The organism is Acetobacter sp. DmW_043 (assembly GCF_002153485.1).
GTDB classification, from domain to species: domain Bacteria; phylum Pseudomonadota; class Alphaproteobacteria; order Acetobacterales; family Acetobacteraceae; genus Acetobacter; species Acetobacter thailandicus.
Map to the genome: position 1 here is coordinate 1 of NZ_JOMN01000049.1, position 20,640 is coordinate 20,640.

Annotated in this window: 20 protein-coding genes, 1 other RNA gene and 1 pseudogene; 9 read left to right on the forward strand and 13 right to left on the reverse strand. The window is 48.4% G+C overall.

Annotated elements, in window-relative coordinates; translation table 11 throughout:
* Window positions 1-42: 42 nt before the first annotated feature.
* A complete protein-coding gene (locus HK11_RS10860) occupies window positions 43-402 on the reverse strand; it encodes a hypothetical protein (RefSeq protein ID WP_086555389.1) in 360 nt (119 codons plus the stop codon).
* 204 nt (window positions 403-606) lie between these two features.
* Here HK11_RS10860 and HK11_RS10865 point away from each other — a divergent pair, with 204 nt between their 5' ends.
* On the forward strand, window positions 607-1,263 hold the full coding sequence (locus tag HK11_RS10865) for a 2OG-Fe(II) oxygenase (RefSeq protein WP_086555390.1): 657 nt from the start codon (window positions 607-609) through the stop codon (window positions 1,261-1,263).
* An 84-nt stretch (window positions 1,264-1,347) separates the two neighbouring features.
* Window positions 1,348-4,113, forward strand: coding sequence for a pitrilysin family protein (locus HK11_RS10870; RefSeq protein ID WP_086555366.1), 2,766 nt, complete (start codon window positions 1,348-1,350; stop codon window positions 4,111-4,113).
* A 63-nt stretch (window positions 4,114-4,176) separates the two neighbouring features.
* Here HK11_RS10870 and HK11_RS10875 read toward each other — a convergent pair whose 3' ends face one another.
* Both HK11_RS10875 and HK11_RS10880 read right to left on the reverse strand, forming a co-directional pair.
* Window positions 4,177-5,010 (reverse strand): glycosyltransferase, encoded by an 834-nt coding sequence (locus HK11_RS10875; RefSeq protein WP_086555367.1) that lies wholly within the window; start codon window positions 5,008-5,010, stop codon window positions 4,177-4,179.
* Window positions 5,007-6,539: a hypothetical protein gene (locus HK11_RS10880; protein WP_233133446.1), complete on the reverse strand. Its 1,533-nt coding sequence runs from the start codon at window positions 6,537-6,539 to the stop codon at window positions 5,007-5,009. Before HK11_RS10880 ends, HK11_RS10875 begins: the two co-directional genes overlap by 4 nt.
* A gap of 367 nt (window positions 6,540-6,906) precedes the next feature.
* On the opposite strand from HK11_RS10880, the gene HK11_RS10885 reads away from it, so the two are divergent.
* Window positions 6,907-7,371, forward strand: coding sequence for a hypothetical protein (locus tag HK11_RS10885; protein ID WP_143216392.1), 465 nt, complete (start codon window positions 6,907-6,909; stop codon window positions 7,369-7,371).
* A 262-nt stretch (window positions 7,372-7,633) separates the two neighbouring features.
* On the opposite strand, the gene HK11_RS10890 is transcribed toward HK11_RS10885, so the two are convergent.
* The gene (locus HK11_RS10890) at window positions 7,634-9,142 is read right to left on the reverse strand and encodes an amino acid permease (protein ID WP_143216393.1); all 1,509 of its coding nucleotides are present in this window, start codon (window positions 9,140-9,142) and stop codon (window positions 7,634-7,636) included.
* A 377-nt stretch (window positions 9,143-9,519) separates the two neighbouring features.
* On the opposite strand from HK11_RS10890, the gene HK11_RS10900 reads away from it, so the two are divergent.
* The gene (locus tag HK11_RS10900; RefSeq protein ID WP_143216394.1) at window positions 9,520-10,728 is read left to right on the forward strand and encodes a hypothetical protein; all 1,209 of its coding nucleotides are present in this window, start codon (window positions 9,520-9,522) and stop codon (window positions 10,726-10,728) included.
* On the opposite strand, the gene HK11_RS10905 is transcribed toward HK11_RS10900, so the two are convergent.
* Window positions 10,725-11,324, reverse strand: coding sequence for a hypothetical protein (locus tag HK11_RS10905; RefSeq protein WP_086555372.1), 600 nt, complete (start codon window positions 11,322-11,324; stop codon window positions 10,725-10,727). The genes HK11_RS10900 and HK11_RS10905 overlap by 4 nt on opposite strands.
* A 160-nt stretch (window positions 11,325-11,484) precedes the next feature.
* On the opposite strand from HK11_RS10905, the gene HK11_RS10910 reads away from it, so the two are divergent.
* Together HK11_RS10910 and HK11_RS10915 are read left to right on the forward strand one after the other, a co-directional pair.
* A complete protein-coding gene (locus HK11_RS10910) occupies window positions 11,485-12,558 on the forward strand; it encodes a quinone-dependent dihydroorotate dehydrogenase (protein ID WP_086555373.1) in 1,074 nt (357 codons plus the stop codon).
* A gap of 28 nt (window positions 12,559-12,586) precedes the next feature.
* Entirely contained in the window at window positions 12,587-13,429 is an 843-nt protein-coding gene (locus HK11_RS10915; RefSeq protein ID WP_086555374.1) for a TIGR01459 family HAD-type hydrolase, read from the forward strand.
* A 30-nt stretch (window positions 13,430-13,459) separates the two neighbouring features.
* On the opposite strand, the gene HK11_RS10920 is transcribed toward HK11_RS10915, so the two are convergent.
* The 5 genes and pseudogenes from HK11_RS10920 to HK11_RS10940 form a co-directional block, all read right to left on the reverse strand.
* Window positions 13,460-14,296, reverse strand: coding sequence for a TIGR00282 family metallophosphoesterase (locus HK11_RS10920; RefSeq protein ID WP_086555375.1), 837 nt, complete (start codon window positions 14,294-14,296; stop codon window positions 13,460-13,462).
* A gap of 24 nt (window positions 14,297-14,320) precedes the next feature.
* Window positions 14,321-14,908, reverse strand: coding sequence for a 5-formyltetrahydrofolate cyclo-ligase (locus HK11_RS10925; protein WP_086555376.1), 588 nt, complete (start codon window positions 14,906-14,908; stop codon window positions 14,321-14,323).
* Window positions 14,895-15,050, reverse strand: a non-coding RNA gene (gene ssrS, locus HK11_RS10930) — 6S RNA. Before ssrS ends, HK11_RS10925 begins: the two co-directional genes overlap by 14 nt.
* Window positions 15,051-15,107: 57 nt before the next feature.
* Window positions 15,108-15,398: pseudogene (locus tag HK11_RS10935) on the reverse strand (cell division protein ZapA); the annotation flags it as partial.
* Between the two features lie 3 nt (window positions 15,399-15,401).
* On the reverse strand, window positions 15,402-15,653 hold the full coding sequence (locus tag HK11_RS10940) for a hypothetical protein (RefSeq protein ID WP_086555377.1): 252 nt from the start codon (window positions 15,651-15,653) through the stop codon (window positions 15,402-15,404).
* Window positions 15,654-15,733: 80 nt separating this feature from the next.
* Here HK11_RS10940 and HK11_RS10945 point away from each other — a divergent pair, with 80 nt between their 5' ends.
* The 3 genes from HK11_RS10945 (at window position 15,734) to HK11_RS10955 (ending at window position 17,780) form a co-directional block, all read left to right on the forward strand.
* A complete protein-coding gene (locus HK11_RS10945; protein ID WP_086555378.1) occupies window positions 15,734-16,147 on the forward strand; it encodes a hypothetical protein in 414 nt (137 codons plus the stop codon).
* A 93-nt stretch (window positions 16,148-16,240) separates the two neighbouring features.
* The gene (locus HK11_RS10950; RefSeq protein WP_086555379.1) at window positions 16,241-17,155 is read left to right on the forward strand and encodes a class I fructose-bisphosphate aldolase; all 915 of its coding nucleotides are present in this window, start codon (window positions 16,241-16,243) and stop codon (window positions 17,153-17,155) included.
* Window positions 17,156-17,183: 28 nt separating this feature from the next.
* On the forward strand, window positions 17,184-17,780 hold the full coding sequence (locus tag HK11_RS10955) for a thiamine phosphate synthase (RefSeq protein ID WP_086555380.1): 597 nt from the start codon (window positions 17,184-17,186) through the stop codon (window positions 17,778-17,780).
* Window positions 17,781-17,798: 18 nt separating this feature from the next.
* Here HK11_RS10955 and HK11_RS10960 read toward each other — a convergent pair whose 3' ends face one another.
* The 3 genes from HK11_RS10960 to epmA form a co-directional block, all read right to left on the reverse strand.
* Entirely contained in the window at window positions 17,799-18,998 is a 1,200-nt protein-coding gene (locus tag HK11_RS10960) for a fasciclin domain-containing protein (protein ID WP_158092823.1), read from the reverse strand.
* Between the two features lie 92 nt (window positions 18,999-19,090).
* Window positions 19,091-19,498 (reverse strand): hypothetical protein, encoded by a 408-nt coding sequence (locus HK11_RS10965; RefSeq protein ID WP_086555382.1) that lies wholly within the window; start codon window positions 19,496-19,498, stop codon window positions 19,091-19,093.
* An 86-nt stretch (window positions 19,499-19,584) separates the two neighbouring features.
* Entirely contained in the window at window positions 19,585-20,637 is a 1,053-nt protein-coding gene (gene epmA, locus HK11_RS10970; RefSeq protein WP_233133447.1) for an EF-P lysine aminoacylase EpmA, read from the reverse strand.
* Window positions 20,638-20,640 lie beyond the last annotated feature (3 nt).

The window sequence follows — 20,640 nt, forward strand, 5'->3', positions numbered from 1 at the left end:
AACCTCCGGAGCAATAAACGCGTCCAGCGCAATCCCCTCAGCCTATTTGCCCGATGGGGCAGCAGCAATAATGTTTAATGACCAGCACCGTGAGGTCGGTACATTCTGATCCGACTGAGAGTTCGGCGTTGTTAAAACACACAACACATGCTGCTTCTGAAAAGACAGAGTGAATAAAATACCCGAATTTGCATAACCAGATGTCGCTATAATCTGAAAGCCTTTGTTGAGTAATGTATCAAGAGAGTCTGATATCGGCTTAAGAGTGGTAGGAATATCCTGAGGACTATAGGACGATTTTGCTCCTGCTTCAGGTAAAAAATCACTGGTTGTTTCAGCCATGCCTGATACTGGCGTGATAAGGCAACATGCTGCGATAAGAGAAAAAAGCTGTATTTTCATAAGAAAAATAAAATCCTTATAATTTGATTTAATCAGTATTTCCTGAAGTATCAGGATAACAGATAGTTTAGTTGTATATGATGAAAAATTACATCCTGTAACATATGGCATATAGCATGCAAAAATAGTGCAGAGCTTGTTTGATTTCTTTATTCCTTTTACCCTGCTCATGTTTAATTCATGGCAGGTTGAAAAACTATGATAATGTCTGCATCTTCAAACAGCGTGGAACCAGACTATGCAGCGCTGGAGAAAGCGTTAGTTGATACTGACCCGTTTCCTCATATTGTGGTGCCGCATTTTATTGGTAAGGAAGATCTGGCACGCCTGTTTCACGCCATGCCTGAAATTTCAGGAGGGGGGTCTTTCCCACCTTCGGCATTACGTTTATCGCCTCCTGTAGCGTCTCTTGTTGAGCAGATGCAGGGGCAGAAACTTAAGCAGATTATCGCAAAAAAGCTTAATCTTGATCTTGAAGATGCGCCTTCTATGCTGACGTTACGTGGCTGGACACGTGAGAAAGATGGTCGCATTCATACTGACTCGCTGACCAAAAGAGTGACAATCCTACTGTATCTCAACCCGGCAGGAGAGAAATGGGAAAAGCAGGATGGTTGCCTTCGCCTGCTGCGCAGTCCGCATGATATTGAAAACTACAGCCAGGAGATTATGCCGGTGGATGGTACTCTGGTTATTTTTCCTAACAGTGCTGCGGCCTGGCATGGGCACAGGCAGTTTGTAGGGCAGCGTTATACAATTCAGCTTAATTATATGACGAAAGATTTTCGTGCCCGTGCTGAGCTTTATCGTCATAAAATTTCGGCATTTGCTAAAAGATTTTCAAAATCTCATAGTAACTAACATGCATAGCCTGTCATAAAATAAGTGGAGAGATGTTATATGGCCCGGTCTTTTTTGCCAGACAGACAATTTAAGATAAATAAAATGCAGAATAAGCACAAAGCACCCTCTTTTTTATATCTTTTGACCGGTGCAGCACTCTGTTCGCTGACAGCGTTATCAACAGCCCAGGCTCAGACTGATGCAACGGCAGTGGCATCTCAGGCACAGGTTTCCTCCGTGCCAGAAATTGAAATGACCCCAATTCCTCCGGCACTTAATAGTGCGCAGGTTGTTCGTGCAACATTGCCTAACGGACTAAAGGTCGTAATTATTCCTGACCGTCTTGCTCCTGTTGTTACAACGCAGGTGAATTATCTGGTTGGCTCAGCTGAAGCTCCTGAAGGTTTCCCTGGTACAGCACATGCGCTTGAGCATATGATGTTTCGAGGCAGCAAAGGGCTTGATAAAGACCAGCTTGCAGCAATAGGCACACAGCTGGGTGGTGGATATAACGCGTTTACTACAGAAGATGTTACGCGTTATTTTTATACAGCACCGGCACGTGATCTCCCGGTTCTGCTCAGAATTGAAGCGTTGCGCATGCGTGGTCTGACCCTGAGTGACAAAGACTGGGAAAAAGAACGCGGTGCGATAGAGCAGGAAGTGTCCCGCGACCTTTCCAGCCCTGCTTACCGTTATATGGAGCAGCTTCAGTCTCTGGTGTTCTCAGGCACACCTTATGCTCACGATGCTTTGGGCACCCGGCCTTCGTTTGATAAAACTAATGCAGCTTTACTGCGTAAATTTTATGATCAGTGGTATGCCCCTAATAATGCCGTTCTTATTATTGCCGGCGATGTAAATCCCGTGACGGCACTTGAGCAGGTCCGCGATATTTTCGGTCCGCTTGAAAAGCGCACTCTGCCAGAACGACAGAAAGTTACACCAAAGCAGCCTTCGGCGCAGACCTTAACATTCCCCACCGATTATCCTGTTGGTCTGGCTACCCTGGCGTTTCCGATGCCGGGGCGCACAGCCCAGGATTTTGCTACAGCAGACATTCTTTCCGATGTGTTGAGCAGCCAGCGTGGAGCGTTATATGACCTGGTGCCTCAGGGTAAAGCACTTGAAACTGGTTTTGAATACTCTCCCAAAAAATATGGAGGTTTTGGTATAGCGCTTGCAGCTTTTCCTAAAGGAGGAGATTCTGCAAAAATTCTCGCTGAATTACGCAATGTTCTGAATAATATTCAGAAAAATGGAGTGCCGGCGGAGCTTGTTGAAGCCGCTAAGAAGCGTGAAATTGCACAGTTGCAGTTTGCTGCCAATTCGGTCGAGGGGCTGGCGGGAATATGGTCAGATGCTCTGACTTTTAATGATCAGGATTCGCCCTGGGCAGCTGTGAAGGCTTATCAGAATGTTACACCTGAGGCCGTCAATAAGCTTGCGGCCTCATTACTGAACCCCGCGCACACTGTTGCGGCTATTCTGACACCTGAAAGTTCGGGGAAGGCAGTTTCGGAAAAAGGATTTGGTGGTGCAGAGTCTTTTGCCTCACCGCCGGATAAACCCGTGAAATTGCCAGACTGGGCTGAACAGGCACTGTCGGCACTTGAGGCCCCGGTAGATGAACCAGCACCTTCAGTAAAAATTTTATCAAATGGTCTGAAGCTTATTGTCTGGCCGGCTCATGTTAGTCACACAGTGCAGCTTAGCGGTATGGTTGAACACACTCCAAGCCTGCAGCAGCCAAAGGGAAAAGAGGGTATCAGTGCTGTGACTAATGCACTTTTCTCATTTGGTACGACGCAGCATGATCGTCTTGCTTTTCAGAAAGCTCTGGATGATGTGCCTGCATGGGAAGACGCAGGCAGTAGCTTTTATGTTCAGACGCAGACCCGTGATTTTGAGAAAGGTGTTGCTCTTCTGGCTGAAAATGAGCTGCATCCTGCTTTTCCTGAAAAAGCTTTCCGTATTATTCAGGCTCAGACCGCGCAGACACAGGCAGGTGTATTGCTTTCACCGGGGTATCTCTTTTCAAGGGCAATTAAAAAAGCCCTTGTACCACACGATGACCCAACCTTACGTGAAGCAACGCCTGCAAGTATCATGAGTATTACTCATGAGGATGTTTTATCTTATTATCAGCACGCCTGGCGCCCTGATCTGACAACTATTGTTATTACGGGGGATATTACCCCCGAAAAAGCGCGTGAAGTAGTTGAGAGAGAGTTTGGTGCCTGGAAAAATGTCGGGCCGCGACCTGATCTTGATTTGCCTGCTATCCCTCTGAACAAGTCATCACGTGCAACTGTGCCGGATAAAAGTAATCTTCAGGATGAGGTTATACTGGCACAGACACTTGGTTTGCAGGTCAGAAACCCTGATCGTTATATGCTGTCTCTGGGCAATCAGGTTCTTGGTGATGGTGGCTTTTCTTCACGGCTTTATAAAGAGTTACGTGTTAAAACTGGCTATGTTTATTCGGTTGGCAGTCACTTCTCATGGGGCAGAACCAGAGCAAATTACAGTATAAATTATGGCTCAGACCCGGATAAAGTAGGCAAAGCTGCAAATCTGGCGTTAAAGAGTTTGCAGAATATGCAGACTTATCCCGTCACAGCAGAAGAGCTGGCTTTAGCTAAAGCAAGTCTTTTACGCAGTATTCCTCTGCAACGTGCCAGTCTGAGTGATATTGCTGATGAGTATCTGAGCCTTGAAGAGCTTGGTTTGCCGCTTGATACAGGTAACCGCGCTGCCAGAGCTTATTATAAAGCTACAGCTGCTGATGTGCAGAAAGCTTTTAAGAAATGGTTGCGTGTAGATGGTATGGCAGAAGTGGTTAAAGGGCCTCAGCCAACATGGTAAAATAACGTCAGATTATATAATCTGAAAAAAGGCCACATCAGAAATGATGCGGCCTTTTTTTAGTTAGTCAGCTTCGATAATCCTGAGTGTCGGACCTGAATGACGTTTAGGCGGCATATAAAGCTTCTGATCCGGTGGGGTTGGGTGGCGTAGCTCCATAATCAGTTCAAGATTATCGTGTGCGCTAAGGGCATCACGGACTGTTCTTGATTTATTGTGAACACGGTAACGGCAGAGAATTTCTGGCAGATAACCAGGTTCAAGGTTGTGGTCGATAAATTTTAGCCAGAAATCATAATCTTCCCAGCCACGATCAATGTCAGTAAAACCACCCAGCTCTGCCCATATGTTTTTTCGTATCAGGGCCATGACATCAACATAGTTATTTTTTTTGAGCAGTTCAGGGTCAAAAATATCCGCTCGTCCTATACCGCGGCGCTCTCCAAACTCTTCAAGCTGGCTATAGACAGCAGGAAACTGACCATTGTTCAGAGCCGCATAAAGCTTTTCAAGAGCGGTGGGGTAAAGTGTATTGTCAGCATCAATAATAAAGACACTCTCTCCTGCAGCGTGCTGAAAAGCCAGGTTGCGTGAAAAAGAAGGTCCCTGGTTAAATGCGTTAGCCAGAAAGGTAATTTTGTAAAAGCATTTTTTATGTTCTGTCAGCCATGACAAAATAATTTCATGCGTATCAGCTTCGTCAGATGCATCATCTATAATAATCAGATCAAGTGCCTCATGTGTCTGTGCAGCCAGAGATTCGAGACATTCTTTTATAAAGTCGGCATAATTATAGTTTGTCAGGCAAATGCTGATCAGGTCTGAAGGAACAGGCGTTGCTTTGCAGAAGGAAAAAATCTGGTTGGGAGCAGGGTCCCATGGTTTGGGAGAAATCATTGTACGGTGCTCCAGACAGAAGCAAGATAGCTTCTGATGTCGTTCAATTTGGAAAGAGCCAGAGATTTATTAGCAAAAACTCTGAAGCAGTTTTTTTGTATACGTGCAGCTTCAGCCATGCCGTCATCTGTATTCAGCAGCCATTCGATCAGATTAGGAATGTGTCGTGCAGATTCACTCAGATAATGTGTACCATTTTTATAAAGCGGATGAGGGAAGCATTCTTCGGTAACAACAACGGCTCCTGATGCCATATTCTGCTGGACGAGGCGGTGCCATTCAAAAAAACCAAAATCATCGCGGTGAATATTGAGAGCAATCTTGGAGCGTTCAGCGATGTAGCGTGGAAAATTTGCAGGAACAGAGTATTTACCAGAGTGGGTTAGTGGTCCATCTGTTTTTCTGTAGTATAAAAAGCAGGAATATTCGGTAAAAAATTCTGTATTATGACTGAAGAAACGTTCTCTGTTACCGGAGGTGTTTCCAAAAAAGCTGATATCAAGAGGCCGCTCTTCTAATGGGCATAAGGGGGAGGATGAATTCTTAGTTTCTTCAGACAATACTCTGAAGAAAGGATGTTTTTTTTCTGTTTGTGTCAGCGTTGTTTTTTTGACAGCTGGCAGAGGGTCGAAGTGAAAAACATTAAGACCTGTATTTTTAAAAGATGCCATATTCTGATGGCAGATATCAATAACGCCAGCTGACATCAGACAGTAAATCAGTCCTCTGGTGAACCAGAGTGTATGTGGCTGCTCAGTATTGAACATAATTGATGACGTAAGAATATCCTCATTTTTCCAGTGTTCGCTTCCGCTTAGGAAGAAGAATTCATGAGGTGCACAGAAAATGCATAGTTCCGGCCGTTCAGAAACGGGCGTTTTTTCAGTCATTAACTGCACATTTATTTTGCTTCTTTTGATGTAACTACAAAGTATTTCAGCTAGTTCCTGAATAAAGATGTTTCCTTCAGAGTGGTAAAAAACACCAACACTTTCTGGCAGAACAGCTTTCCCCGATGGTTTTGCGGGTGTGTAAGTCAGTTGCTGTTTACATTCCCAGCCCAGATGTTGCGCAATATGACGTGGTGAGAGAACGGTGCGCCCTTCACCAATGCCGTATAACAGAGCATGACGTGTTGCTGAGATACCTTCAAATTTTATATTGGGATTAGCAGCCTGATAATATTCAGGGTTAAAATATGGATATTTTTTAATTTTATTCAGGCAGTTTAAAAGAACTTCGTGAGAATTATTTTGTAATAATCCTTTTTCAAAGAAATAAAGATTTTCATTGTGTCTCAGGTAATGTGCAAATGGGTTTTCATCTTTTTCAAAAGTGCTCTGAAAAAGATTTTTATAAGTTTGTGTATTAAAGGTGTCATTAGGGTTTTTATTTTCATGACATCCAAAAAGAACGTAATGAATAATTGGATCTATTCCGGAATTTTTAACATCCGGGTAGCTGGTGAGATAAAATTCTGCATTAAATAACTGAGAACTAAGGATCGTTTGAATATCCTTTTTGTTCATAAGTGTTAGCGTGGTCATATGTATTCCTGCTGATCGTTTTATATCATCGTATCAGAATGACAGGAGTTTAGCATTTTTTAAGAGAATATCGGCATATTAAAGATATGCATCGGGTATTTGTCAGGATCTTCGGACTTCAGGATCAGTCTTGCTTTTTCACTACATTCATTAAATAGTATTAATATAAAATACAAAAATTTAAAATTAGTTAATTAAATTACATTTATTAAATTAATTAACCAGTAATAAATAACTTTTTTATAATAATTAAGTTTTGAATAACTAAAATTATCTGGACATATATCATAAAAAAAGCCTAAAGGAGGCGCAGAGTTGCTCATTACATTTAGTCAGGTGAAAAATGAAAGTGATTAACAGTAAAGCCCGCGTTAAACAGCCTGCGAAGCAAGCGGTTAAACAGCCTGCTAAACGTAAAGCAACCGTTGCAGCTAAAAAGCCTGCGCGGAAAGATTTTGTGCCCGATAAAATTTCGAGCACAGCCGATTTATCAGATATTGCTTCTATGTCAGAAGTTTACTTTACTAATTTTTCTGATGATGACGATACAACTTTGCGTCATGTAAGCGAAGCAGAACGCGCTATCCATTTTGATAGCGTCTGGTATTTGTCAGCTTATCCAGATGTAAGAGATGCCGGTATTGAGCCTGTAGAGCATTTTCTTCAGCATGGTATGCTCGAAGGGCGTAGCCCTAATGCAGCATTTAATGCTGAAAGCTATGTTAATGCTAACCCTGATATTGCTGCATTTCCATTTGGTCCGTTTATGCACTATGTCTGCTTTGGTTATCGCGAGAAAAGAGCGTTACGCTAACCCTTTTTTTGTAACTAAGAGTGTTCGCCCGGGCATCTTTCCGGACATTCTCTTTTTATACAAAGGTTTTTTGTAGTCTGCTTATCTGATTCTACACAGAGTAAGCAGGTATGAAAATGACTTCAGTCAGTTTGTTGCCGGATGATATCCCCCTGCTATTCAGTAGGGGGATATTTTTTTGATAATAATTCCGACTATTTTTTGATATATTATTTATAGACAGAGCAGTATCAACGCATATCGATACTACTCTTTTTTATAATTATGGGTTTTTATTTGAAGAAGATTTTTCTGCCTCAGGAGCATCAATAAGATCTTCTGTGAGTTTAATAGAATAGGCAGTTTGAGGAACAGCCTCGTGAGGTGGAACTTTACGGAAAAATTTCCAGCCGATGGTAAGCAGGCCTGCAATTATGGGGATTGAGCAGAAACTGAAGGTGCCTTCAGGGTAGTTAAACGCCATAAGAAGTAACACAGCAATGAAAAATGCCAGAGTGATCCATGAGGTAAAGGGTGCACCAGGCATAGGGAATGATGTTGGCGGAATTTTACCGGCATTAATCGCCTGTCTGAGTTTGATCTGAGACAAAACAATAAAACACCATGTGCCCAGAATGCCGATGGAGGAAAGACTGATCACTATTTCAAAGATTTCTGATGGCAAAAGGTAATTCATAAAAACGCCGACAATATAAACCGCTACAGTTGTAAAAATAGCAGCAGCAGGCACGGCACGTTTATTCATTTTTGTCAGGTAACGTGGTGCTGAGCCATCAAGAGCCAGTGCTCTGAGGATGCGGCCCGTTGAGTAAAGACCTGAGTTGAGGCTGGAGAGAGCTGCTGTCATGACGACAACATTCATAAAGCTGCCAATACCTGAAACACCCAGACTCGAGAAAAAAGTGACAAAGGGGCTGACACCGGCTTTATAGCGGCTCCAGGGCAGAAGCAGCACAAGCAGGGTAATCGTGCCAATATAAAATAAAGCGATGCGCCACATAACAGAGTTAATTGCTTTAGGGAGTATTGTTTTTACATCTTCACACTCACCTGCTGCTGTACCAATCAGCTCAATACCGGCATAGGCAAAAATAACACCCTGAACGAGCACAAGGGTTGGCATGACTCCATGGGGAAAAAAACCACCATTTTCTGTAATCAGATGCAGGCCGGTTGTCTGATGCTCTACCGGGATACGCAGCCCGAGTACAGCAGCGCCAACAATCAGAAAAATAATGAGCGAGCTGACTTTTATAAGAGAAAACCAGAACTCCATTTCGCCAAACCAGCGCACTCCCACAAGGTTCATGCTTGTAATCAGCACAAGTGCCAGCAAAGCAAAGATCCATTGTGGCACACTGTGCATGGGCCCCCAGAAGCGCATATAAAGTGCGACGGCTGTAATGTCGCCAATACCTGACATGGCCCAGTTAAGAAAAGCCATAGACCCTGCGACGTAAGAGGCTTTAGGACCCAGAAATTCCTGTGCGTAAGAGACAAAACTGCCGCTTGTGGGGCGATACATTACCAGCTCGCCCATAGCGCGCAGCATCATAAAGGCAAAGAAACCGCACACCAGATAAATAAGAGCCAGTGCCGGACCAACGGCCTCCAGCCTGGCACCAGCGCCAAGAAAAAGCCCACTGCCAATGGCTCCCCCGATGGAGATCATCTGAATCTGTCGTTTATTCAGTCCGCGGTGATATCCTTCAGAGGTCAGTTTCCCTGAAGAAGGCGTAGCCTCATTCAGGTCAGGAGGTGATGCTGTCATCCGGTTGTCCTTAGGCTGTGATTTCTGATGATACAGGAATTTGTAATCTGAGGCTTTTAAAGCCCAATAGTAGAAAAATACAGATAGTGATGCAGTGGAGATGTGTTTTTCATGTCGTTAAAATCTTCTGAAACTGTTCACCTGTGGTGTTATTCTCTCATTGTTATTTGTATATGATTCTAAATGAAGGATATAAAATCATTTCTTTGTTTAAACGATAATGGAAGCATTTAATTTTTTAAAGCATCTGAAAAATACATTCAGGCTTATATCATGGGCAGAATATCAGCATAAAACATGCATTCTCTGCGTGTGTCATATTATTATATTTTTTAGTTATCCGGGGAATAATGGCTTTATCAGAGAAAAAAACTGTCTTGTCGGTCATTATCCTGGCAGGTCTGATAACATTTTTGCGCTGGCCTGAAATTTTGTCTGATGCACAGTTCTGGGCTGAAGACGGTATGTTCTGGTGGCCTGAGGCCCGGGTAAAAGGGCTGGCTAGTCTCTGGTTGCCTCATACAGGCTATTTTCAAACGGATGATCGCCTGGTTGCCCTGCTTGCTGTGTTCTTTCCTCTGGCATGGGGCCCGGCTTTATTTGCCTGTGCCGCGTTGTTTTTTGAGGTGTTACCGCCTGCGTTCCTGGTATCATCACGCTGTGCAGTAATATGTCCGTCTCTGCTGCTTCGCAGTTGCCTCGCTCTGGCATGGTGTGCGCTTCCTAATACATGGGAGGTGCATGGCAATCTGACCAACAGTCAGTGGCATCTGGGGCTATTATCTTTTCTCATTGTTATGTCATCACCGCCGCAAACCCGCAGATCCTGGATATTTGATATCTTTTTTCTGGGAGTAAGTGCCGTTAGTGGTCCCTTCAGTATTCTGCTTACACCTGTTGCCGCGTTACGGGCCTGGTGGCTGCCTTCAAAAGCCAGCATAACGAGGGTGATAATTCTGGGGGCAGGGGCTCTGATTCAGGCCGTGTGTATTTATATGTCTCAAAGAGGGGTGCCACCTCTTCTGGGGGCTACGCCGATGAATTTTGTGCGTCTTATGTCAGGGCAGATTATTCTGGCAACTATAGTGGGGTGCCACCATTTGCCTCATTGGTACGGGCTGGCCATATGGCGGTATATGTTTTTGCCTTGCCTTCTTTTTATTGCAGCAGCCTGGTTGTGTCTTAATGCGGCATATCGCTGGTCTTCTTTTCGTTATGCGCTTTTCTTTACGGTGCTGATTCTGGGGGCTTGTCTTTCGCATCCGTTACCTCTGTCGCATGGCGAGCAGGTATGGGTCAGAATGAGAATGCCTGACACCGGTATGCGTTATCTTTTTTTACCCCTTGTTTTCTGGGTTAGTGTGGTTGTGGCTCAGGCTCTGGCAGCCCCCCGGGGCTGGACCAGAAATCTCGCTATCGTTTTTCTGGTTTTAATTATGTGTGTTGGTGTTCCGCGTGACTGGCGTTTTATGCCTGAGGCTGATCGTCAGTTTTATGACATCGCACACTATTTTGATCATGCACCGCCTGGCACCAGAGTCACTATTCCTGTGCGCCCTGGTGCAGAAGCTGTTCTGATTCGTTAGGGAGAGGCCATAGCCGGGTGAAATTCGTCAGTGACCGGCCAGTTTACCGTAACGGGCGAGGTGTCAGGCCTGTGCCAGCGTTGCCGGAGGGAGAGTGCCGCCCCACTGGTTATCCTGAGTTGTGAAATGGCCGCTGCAACGGGTGCTTTATTACTAAGCGGCGCAGGTCGGACAGCACGTGAAGAGAGCCAGTATCCAGACCCGGCCAGACATGCGCTCAGGGTTGTCAGCGCAAACATCATTCGCTCGAGTACTGAAGGGAATGGTAAGAACGTGCGCAGCAGAGAGCGCGCTTCATGTTCGCGTTCGTTTTGCGTGGCCTCAGTCGCCAGCAGGAGTTTATTTTCTGTGGTAGTGAGGCTCAGTATATTGTCAGTGCGAATATCCAGAGCGGGTAATTTAAGAGCTGTCATGCCCGACAGAGCATCGCGAAAGGCTTGTGATACGGTCTGAAACTCCTGCTGGAAGCAGGGAAGGAAAAGGGTCGCAGGTCGTTTGCATGGTGTCGTGCTGCGACTGGTCAGGCGGCGAATGGCCCATACGGTCAGGCGCTCACTACTGGTCAGGTCCGTCAGATAAACTGCTGAATGTGTCATGGCGTTCTTTCTGAGGGCGGTCCCTCAGCCTCTGAAAACTGCGTCTGCTCTTTCTTAGATGATAATGATTATTAATTGCAATATAAAACTGACGTTGCCAGTGCTGTGAAATGTATTTTCTGCTTTTCTTGTTCACAGGCTTGAGGCAGTACATAGAGCTATGTCATTCCTTACACATCTCTCCCTTCCTCTTCTGCGCAGGCTTGATCCTGAAACCGCACATGACATTGCTCTCGATGCGCTTACGCTCGGGCTGTCCGTGCCGGTAAAACGCCCGGTGGATGACCAGGCACTGGCTACGCATGCTTTAGGTTATCGCTTTTCGAATCCGATCGGTATTGCCGCAGGTTTTGATAAAAATGCCAGGGTGATGCGCCCTCTTGCTCAGATGGGCTTTGGCTTTGTCGAGGCCGGAACTGTCACGCCTAAAGCGCAGCCAGGTAACCCCCGGCCTCGTCTGTTCAGGCTCACTGAAGACCGTGCCGTGATTAATCGCATGGGGTTTAACAATCAGGGGATTGATCGTTTTGTTATAAGGCTTGCACGTCTTCATCGTCCGCTGTCGTCCGGGCGTGCAGGTGGTGCAGGTGTTCCAGCTGGTGCAAATCTTGGTATCAATAAGACAGGAGCTGACCCTGAACGCGATTATCCGGCACTTGTCGGGCGGGTGAAGGCTTATGTTAATTATATTGTCATTAATGTTTCTTCTCCCAATACACCAGGCCTGCGCGGCCTGCAGGATGCGGCACGCCTGAAAAGCATTCTTGATGCGATTATGGAGCGACACCCCGACAGCCCGCCGCTGCTGGTAAAGCTCGCGCCAGACCTTGAGGATGATGCGATTGCTCCTGTGGTTGAAGCGGCTATTGCTGGTGGTGCCCGAGGGTTTATTATTTCAAACACGACGCTGGCGCGTCCTGAATCGTTGCAGAGTGAGTTTAAGGCCGAAAGTGGTGGTCTTTCAGGCCGTCCTTTGCGCTCACGTGCAACGGATATGCTGCGCCTTGTTGCTCAGGTTTCCGCAGGGCGCATGACACTTATCGCCTGTGGCGGTATAGAGAGCGGCGCTGACATTCTTCAGCGTATTCGCCTTGGAGCGCATCTGGTTCAGGTTTATTCAGCTTTCGCGTATGAAGGGCCACCTCTGATCAGCCGTCTGAAAAAAGAGATGCTGGAGCTTATGCAGGCTGAAGGTATCAGGTCGCTTGAGGAGATTCGGGGGCAGGACCTCTGATGGCACAGAAACAGTCCGGGAGTGTAAAATGACAGGAATATCGTCTGTTGCTGACAGATACGACGGTTATGTTGTTGATTTGTGGGGCACCGTGCATGACGGGGTGCAGACTTACCCTGGTGTTATAGCCTGCCTTGAGGCGCTGCGCGCTGCAGGTAAACGGATTGTTCTGCTGTCAAATGCCCCCAGGCCTGCTGATGTTGTGCACCAGCAGTTGCAGAAATTTGGTGTGCATGCCTCTCTTTACGACGGTATCGTGACCAGTGGTGAGGTCGCCCGGTCGCTGTTGCGTGAGCGCACAGACCCGTGGTGTGCCCGGCTGGGGCGCAAAGTGCTGCATTTAGGCGGTCTGCATGATCTGGGCCTGTATGACGGACTGAACCTTGAGCAGGTGAGTGATGTTGAAGAGGCCGATTTTATTCTTAATGCCGGGCCGGATATCGAGCGCGGGGTAGAGGCCATTGACCCTTATTTGCCTGAGCTGCGTGCTGCTTTGACACGTGGCCTGCCGATGCTGTGTGCTAACCCTGATATGACCGTTATTAAGGGCGGGCAGAGAATGATCTGCGCTGGTGCACTGGCTTTGTTTTATGAGCAGGAAGGAGGCAATGTACGCTGGGTCGGCAAGCCGTATGCTGAGGTTTATGATCCTGTTTTTGAGCTTCTGAACGTACCTAAAGAACGTATTCTGGCCGTTGGTGATGCACTGGCAACAGATATACGCGGTGCCACTGTTGCTGGTATTGATGGCGCCTGGATTCTGGGCGGCATTCACCAGGAGCTGCTCGACGCAGGTGATGAGCGGGTGGCAGAAATTGCCCGTGCGGCAGGTTTGGCCCCTGCCATTACGCTTAAACGTTTTACCTGGTAATGAGTCTCGCACAATGTTGCACCTGCCGGTTCAGGCAGGTGCACATGCAGTTTTAAAATCAGGGAGTGTCTGAGCCAGAAGGCCGCCCTGTCGCAGTGGGGCAACCCGTCGTGCCAGACCTGTTGAATCATCTGTTTCAACCATAATGCCACAAATTGTTGCTTCACCCGTTGCAGGTTGCAGGCGCTCGCCCGGCATTTTGCGCATAAACCGTGTTACAGCCGCGTCTTTGGTCATGCCAATGATGCTGTCGTAGTCACCGCACATGCCGGCATCCGTCTGAAAGGCAGTTCCGGCAGGTAAAATCCGATGATCAGCTGTGGGTGTATGGGTGTGTGTACCAACGACGAGTGAGGCTCGTCCGTCCATTGCGTTGCCAAAAGCCCATTTTTCACTGGTGGCTTCAGCATGAATATCGATCACAATGGCCTGGGTTGTCACGCCCAGGCGGTGGCGTGTCAGCAGCTCATTGGTACAGCGAAACGGGTCATCCAGCGGGTCCATAAACAGCCGGCCCATGACATTAATGACCAGGGCTTTACGGCCATCTGCCAGCTCAACCTGCACGCTGCCATTCCCCGGTGTGCCCGGAGGGAAGTTCAGGGGGCGGATAATGCGGGGAGCTGTGTCGATATGTGGGATAAGATCGCGCCGGTCCCAGCTGTGGTTGCCCAGAGTGATAACGTCAACACCGCCCTTAAACAGGTTTGTTGCGATATCGGGTGAGAGACCAAAACCGTGGCTGGCGTTTTCTGCATTAACAATAACCAGATCGAGAGAGAGCGTTTCACGCAGGCCTGGCAGACGTTCAAGCACGGCATCACGACCGCAGCGGCCAACAATATCTCCCAGAAATAAAATTCTCACACAATTGCCTTTCTGTGTCTCTCGTCAGTCAAAATATAATGTCTCCTTTTCTGTCACAATACAGGAAAGGGGTTTGTCATAGGTGCCGGTGGGCACTTTTTCTGTTTCCTGTAATGACAGGGCATATCCGATTGCCGTGACACCGGGCAGGGCAGCCAGTGTACGGTCATAATAACCACCTCCGTAGCCCAGCCTGTTCCCCTGGCGGTCATATCCTACAAGCGGCACGAGAATCAGCTGGGGTTTGCGTTCTGGTCCGTCTGGCACAAATGTACCAAAACGCCCGGGCAGGAGGGGGGTGTCGGGTGTCCATACCCGAAATGTAAGAGCATGGCCACGGGGGGGAGTGTCGGGCAGTACAACACAACGACCTGCATTGCTGAGAGCATGGCAAACCGGACGGATATCCGCCTCATGCGGGAGAGGCCAGACACAGGCGACGGTCGCGCCGTGCGACGCCAGCAATACCGCTGACAGGCGCTGACACAATGCATCATCCTGAGCCGGGGTGCGCGCCTTCATAGCGCGCAGGCAATCAGCCCGCAGGCGCTTTTTTTCCTGTGTGAGTTCGTAAGAATCAGACATGAAAGGAGCAGAGTGCGGAGCCACCATGACCGTTGGTCTTTTCAACCTCCAGGACCTGCGAGTGCAGGTGGGCACCGGGTAATGTGACCAGGATCACAACAGAGCCAGCTCCCTAGGAAGTGCTTATCGGCCCAGGGGATGACATGCCTGACGCGTCGGGCAGCTCAGCCTCTTCATTGTACTCCTGCTCGATCATTGTTGCAAGACTTTCTGCGCGTTCAGCAAGGTCAGCCAGGCGGGACTGAGTAAAGTCATGCCTGGTGCGCATATATTCAGCTTCCTGTAGTGCTGCTGTTGTGGCTTCAGGCAGAACCCGCTGTGAGAGGTCTTCAATTTCGTCAGCCATAACCAGGGCTACCAGCGCCAGCAGGTGGTTATCATTCGTAAAACCCAGGGAACGAAAGTGCCTGACACGTTTTTCGACAAGCTGAGCCATAGCCTGAAGGTGGCGTTCCTGCCCGTCTTCACAGCCCACCTGGTAGCTGTGTCCATTAATACGAATTGAAACAGTCGCCATAGTTCAGAGGTCTCCTGTCGCGTTAATCTCGTCCAGTGTATCACGTACGCGACTGATCAGGTGATCAAGGTGAGTCACGAGTGCCTGCGTTTGAGGAGGGTTGTCCCGATATGTGCGTTTATTATTTTCCAGTGCGAAGGAAATTCTTTGCAGTGCACGATCAAGACGGATAATCGGGTCTTTCTGCTCACCAGAATTGTCTGTGGAGGATGAGGTGTTCTCTGTTTGTATAGTGTCTGAGAAAGACTGCGCCACTGCCTGAATCCTGCATAATGTATGATTATTCCGACTCCTCAAAGGAATCACCCGCAAACACAATAACGTCAAGCGTAGTTATGAAAACCAGTTTATTTTTTTCGGCTAAAACGGATACTCTCTCATGGCTTACTCTTCACAATTTCGCTAGCGGGGTTGCTGCCTGTCAGCAGGCGAAGGAGCTGAGACCACATCCGGCTTTTGGTTTCATATCAGCGCCAGGTGCCGCTGGGTTTATGGGGGCAGGCTGGTGGCAGGCCCTGATTCGCGCCGTGCAGGAGCAGAGTGGCTATGCCTGCCCGCATATTCTCGACTGTGGCGCAGATCCTGGATACGCATTGTTTGCGGCCTCTCAGGGGCAGAAACTGATAGTGCTTGAAGCCCCATCTCCGGTGCTTGAGAGCGTTAATGAGGTTTATGAACGTCTGGGGGGACATGTTTTTTCCATGCGTCCACCATCATTTGACCTTATCAGCACGTTATCAGGCGTATAGGACCTTGCCGCCGTTTGGCAGCAGGGCTATTCGAAAGAATACATTCCAGGAGATGTCGCCCTGGAAGACTGATGTCATAGAAAGGATTTCATAATGACGCTTACCCCCACGGTTAAGGCTATCCTTAATCAGTATGAAAGCGATAATCCTGGAACAAAAACCAACCTTGCTCGCTTTCTGAATGCGGGAAAGCTGGCGGGTACAGGTAAGCTTGTTATTCTGCCTGTTGACCAGGGCTTTGAGCATGGTCCGGCACGTTCTTTTGCAGCTAACCCGGCTGCATATGACCCACACTATCATTTTCAGCTCGCTATTGAGGCTGGCCTGAGTGGTTATGCAGCTCCTCTGGGCATGCTGGAGTGTGGTGCTGCAACATATGCAGGTGAGATTCCTCTCATTCTTAAATGTAACAGCTCCAACAGCCTTGCCACTGAAAAAGACCAGGCCGTAACAGGCACGGTCGCTGATGCGCTGCGTCTGGGCTGTGCTGGTATTGGCTTCACGATCTATCCTGGTTCTGAATATTGCTTTGATCAGATGGAAGAGCTGCGTGAACTTGCGGCTGAAGCAAAATCAGTTGGTCTGGCTGTTATCGTATGGAGCTACCCCCGCGGGCCGCTGCTGAATAAAGCTGCTGAAACCGCGGTGGATGTTTGTGCTTATGCTGCACATATGGCCGCTCTGTGTGGTGCTCACATTATCAAAGTGAAACCTCCGCAGGAACTGGTTGCTCTTGATGCCTGCAAACCAGCTTATGAGCAGAACAAAGTCGACGTTGCTACTCTGGCAGAACGTATTCGCCATGTTGTTCAGTCATCTTTTGCCGGCCGTCGTATTGTTATCTTCTCTGGTGGTGATAAAACCGGTACAGACAACCTGCTAAGCACCATTCAGGGTATTCAGGATGGTGGTGGTTTTGGTTCGATTATCGGCCGTAATGTGTTCCAGCGTCCAAAAGCTGAAGCACTCGAGCTGCTTGATAAAATCACGACTATTTTTAAAGGCTGAAAAGCACAGGGGCAGAGGGAGTAAGACGATGACAGAGAGCCTGTATCTCTCTACCCCGGTTTTATACAGAGAGGCGGGCTTTTTGCCGCGCCTCTCACAATGTGTGGCCGATTACACACCCGCAGCAGTTTTGCTGCGTCTGGCTGATGATTCTGAGAAAAATCTCTGCGATTTCATTGCGCAGGTTTGTCCTGTTGTGCAGGGGGCTGGTAGTGCGCTGATCCTTGAAGACCGGCCTGCACTGGCTCAGGGTACCGGGTGTGATGGCGTACACCTCTCTTCTGCTTTTACGGGCAGAACTATAAAGGACGTGAGGCGCCTGCTGGGAGATTCGATACAGCTGGGCGTTGCTGCGGGTATCAGCCGTGATGTTGCTATGTGTGCAGGTGAGGACGGAGCAGATTATATTCTGTTCGGTGAAGACGCTCCGCAGAGTGCCGCAGCCATTAAGGAGACGCAGCAGCTTATCAGCTGGTGGTCAATGATGATGGAATTACCCGCCGTGGCTCTGGTCCCTGCGCCACGGTCTATGGCAGGTTTTGTTGCTGCCCAGCCAGATTTTATAATGCCAGGCACAAACTTCTGGGAACAGCAGGAAGAGTGGAATCTCTCATCACTGGTATAGTGTTTACTGAAGTTTGCTTCAGGGCAGTTTCAGATCAGGTGGTGAGGAAAGAGTTTTAAGAGATTTTCTGGTGGTGCGGTGCCCTGGCAACGGCTGCGTTGCATTATCAGAGGTCGTTTTTTCCTGTGATGTGGGCAGCTTTATATTCTGCGTATCAGAGGCAGATGGCAGCATAATATTTTGTTCGTTGAGTGATGGTGCCGCAGGTAACTCAGCATTCTGCACGGCTACATTGCTGGCTGCGGCTGGTACGCTGCTGACAGCAGGCGTGGCAGATACGGGGTGCGTTGCTGATATGGCGGGCTTATCTGTATTTTGTGATATCCCGGCTAAAGGTGCGGGTAATGTCACGCTTTGTATTCTGGTTGCCGGTTTTACGTTCTGACTTTTTTTATTTTTAATTTGCCCGGTTTTTGTAGTTGTATCTGATTTTTTACGGGTGACAGGTGATGGCGTGACCGGAACCGCAGGCGGCTGAATGAGTGACTGAGTAAAGTAGAGTATACCATTAGATTGTGGAATACCCGTGACCCACAGACGGGACGACATGCCCGCACCATTACTGATAATAATCTGCGGCGCCGGTGATGCTTCAAGGCTGACAAGCAGAGGTCTGCCATATACTGTTGGCAGCTGTACTGTGTGTCCTGGTGTGGTCTGTATAGCGGTTTTCAGCTTTTGCAGCGGCCACTTTCCTGTGACAATAGTATATGACAGAAGCTGTCTGAGTGCCGGCTGGCTCTGAGGGGACATGAATGTGCCTCCCGTCTGAGCCGAGTATGTTTCCAGTGCGGAGTTAGGAATGGCAAAAACCGTGTAAGGTCCTTCACGCTGAAGTAAATTCAGCAGGCCGGTATTTTGCAGACCACGTGTATAATCTGCCAGTTCAATAGAGGTTAGCAGAGTTTCTGCAATGGGTCTGTCGCAATAGGCAGGTGTTTCGGGGTCCGGGTAGGCAATAGCACTGTCAGGCGGAAGCTTAGATTTGTCAGCTTCAGATTTGCTGGCTGATGCAGCAGGATAAGTGCGGGTACCTGAGACCGTTGGCATCATATAGGCACAGGTCGACGACTGGGTTGTAAACACATCCTGTCGGGCTGAGCTCTGACACCCGGTAAGCGTCAGAAGACCTGTTAATGCAGGCAAAACAGCAGCAGGTTTCATCAGACCAGCAAAGGGCTTGTATTTAAAAAAAGTAAGAGCGTGTGTTTGCCCCATAATGGTCTCCAGAATATCATACCCGATACAGTTTCTGGTCGGGTCTGTATAATGAGACGACCAGGACAAACACATGAAGTATTTATTAGTGGTTAGCAGCCATTTCCACGCAATGTCCAGCCTGTCACGACATTATTTACTACATCAAAGAGTGTCTGACACGTGTAGGTATAGGCTGTTGATGAGTAACTGCCTCCGCCCCAGCCCCAGCCCCATCCTGGTCCGCCCCAGCCCCAGCCGCCCCATCCTGGTCCGCCATATCCCATGCCACCATATCCCATGCCGCCTATACTGTTATAGTCGGTCTGCTGGTCAATATAGGCATAAAAAGTATGACCATCGACCTGGAATTCGCGCGTGGGGACACCAAGTACCTGAACAATCTCGACAGGGCTTTTCCCGATCAGAGAGTTATATACATGGCGTTGTTTAGCAGAGGGCACCTGGCATGCCGCCAGAGGGAGGATGCTTGCCAGGAGAAGACATTTTTTATAGGACATCGCCATATTCCTAACAGGGAAACCACCTCACTGCCTGTGGAACAGGCAGGGGTATGAGATACTGACAGATTCTTTGATTTACAGTGTCATGCGCCCAGCCACAAGACATCCTTTATACGCTGCGTGCCACAGGCCAGCATAATCAGCCGGTCAAACCCAAGGGCAATACCCGAACAGGGGGGCATGTGGGGCAGGGCAGCCAGTAGTTTTTCATCAGATGGCCAGTCAGCGCGCTCAGGGTAGTGCCTGCGTCTCATGCTCCGGTCAGCTTCAAAGCGCACGCGCTGCTCAACCGGGTCGGTTAGTTCCTCAAAAGCATTCGCAAGTTCGAGGCCAGCAGCATAAAGCTCAAATCGCAGCGCCGTAGCCGGATTCGCAGGGTCACGACGTGCAAGAGCTGCCTGGCTGGCGGGCCAGTGCGTTAAAAACGTTGGCTGCGTGCGCCCGATAACGGGCTCAATACGTTCGAGCAAAAGGCGAAAAAACAGATCTTCCCATGTTTCATTCTCTCGCAGTGAGCAGTCTGCGGCGTCAGCAAGCTTTTGGGCGTTCCCTTCGGTTGGCAGCAGGTCGATATTTGCGTGACGCTGAAAAGCTTCCGCCATTGTCAGACGTTCAAACGGACGTGTCAGGTCTAGTGTTATGTCCGGGCCGTCAAATTTCGGACAGGTCAGAGCAGGAGGCAGCACTGCCTTGAGAAGGGCTTCGGTTTCATCCATCAGACCATCGAGGTTCAGGTGAGGATGATACCATTCAAGCATTGTAAATTCTGGCAGATGCAGGTTGCTTTGCTCGCCATTCCGCCATACACGGGCAAACTGAAAAACAGGCAGACCAGTTGCGGCAACGATGCGCTTCATCGCAAATTCCGGGCTGGTGTGCAAAAACAGCGTCTCACGGGTACCCTGCGGTGTTTCCCGCATGGTCTCAAATGGGTAGAGATGCACTTCCTCTCCGGGCACGGTAACGGCACAGGGGGTTTCAACCTCAAGATGTCCACGGCTTTCGAGAAATGCCCTGATTCCCCGTTTTATCAGGTCGCGGCGATAGAGAAAGGGCAGGCGATCGCGGATGCGGTCAGGGTCAGAATCAGGAGTGAGGGGCTGTGGCTGGGCGTGCATGAGGAGAGAATCAGACATGGT

Coding starts and splice junctions, on each gene's coding strand:
- HK11_RS10860 (WP_086555389.1), bottom strand. CDS start 402: ATGAAAATACAGCTTTTTTCTCTTATCGCAGCATGTTGCCTTATCACG.
- HK11_RS10865 (WP_086555390.1), top strand. CDS start 607: ATGTCTGCATCTTCAAACAGCGTGGAACCAGACTATGCAGCGCTGGAG.
- HK11_RS10870 (WP_086555366.1), top strand. CDS start 1,348: ATGCAGAATAAGCACAAAGCACCCTCTTTTTTATATCTTTTGACCGGT.
- HK11_RS10875 (WP_086555367.1), bottom strand. CDS start 5,010: ATGATTTCTCCCAAACCATGGGACCCTGCTCCCAACCAGATTTTTTCC.
- HK11_RS10880 (WP_233133446.1), bottom strand. CDS start 6,539: ATGAACAAAAAGGATATTCAAACGATCCTTAGTTCTCAGTTATTTAAT.
- HK11_RS10890 (WP_143216393.1), bottom strand. CDS start 9,142: ATGACAGCATCACCTCCTGACCTGAATGAGGCTACGCCTTCTTCAGGG.
- HK11_RS10905 (WP_086555372.1), bottom strand. CDS start 11,324: ATGACACATTCAGCAGTTTATCTGACGGACCTGACCAGTAGTGAGCGC.
- HK11_RS10910 (WP_086555373.1), top strand. CDS start 11,485: ATGTCATTCCTTACACATCTCTCCCTTCCTCTTCTGCGCAGGCTTGAT.
- HK11_RS10915 (WP_086555374.1), top strand. CDS start 12,587: ATGACAGGAATATCGTCTGTTGCTGACAGATACGACGGTTATGTTGTT.
- HK11_RS10925 (WP_086555376.1), bottom strand. CDS start 14,908: ATGGTGGCTCCGCACTCTGCTCCTTTCATGTCTGATTCTTACGAACTC.
- HK11_RS10945 (WP_086555378.1), top strand. CDS start 15,734: ATGAAAACCAGTTTATTTTTTTCGGCTAAAACGGATACTCTCTCATGG.
- HK11_RS10950 (WP_086555379.1), top strand. CDS start 16,241: ATGACGCTTACCCCCACGGTTAAGGCTATCCTTAATCAGTATGAAAGC.
- HK11_RS10955 (WP_086555380.1), top strand. CDS start 17,184: ATGACAGAGAGCCTGTATCTCTCTACCCCGGTTTTATACAGAGAGGCG.
- HK11_RS10960 (WP_158092823.1), bottom strand. CDS start 18,998: ATGGGGCAAACACACGCTCTTACTTTTTTTAAATACAAGCCCTTTGCT.
- HK11_RS10965 (WP_086555382.1), bottom strand. CDS start 19,498: ATGTCCTATAAAAAATGTCTTCTCCTGGCAAGCATCCTCCCTCTGGCG.
- epmA (WP_233133447.1), bottom strand. CDS start 20,637: ATGTCTGATTCTCTCCTCATGCACGCCCAGCCACAGCCCCTCACTCCT.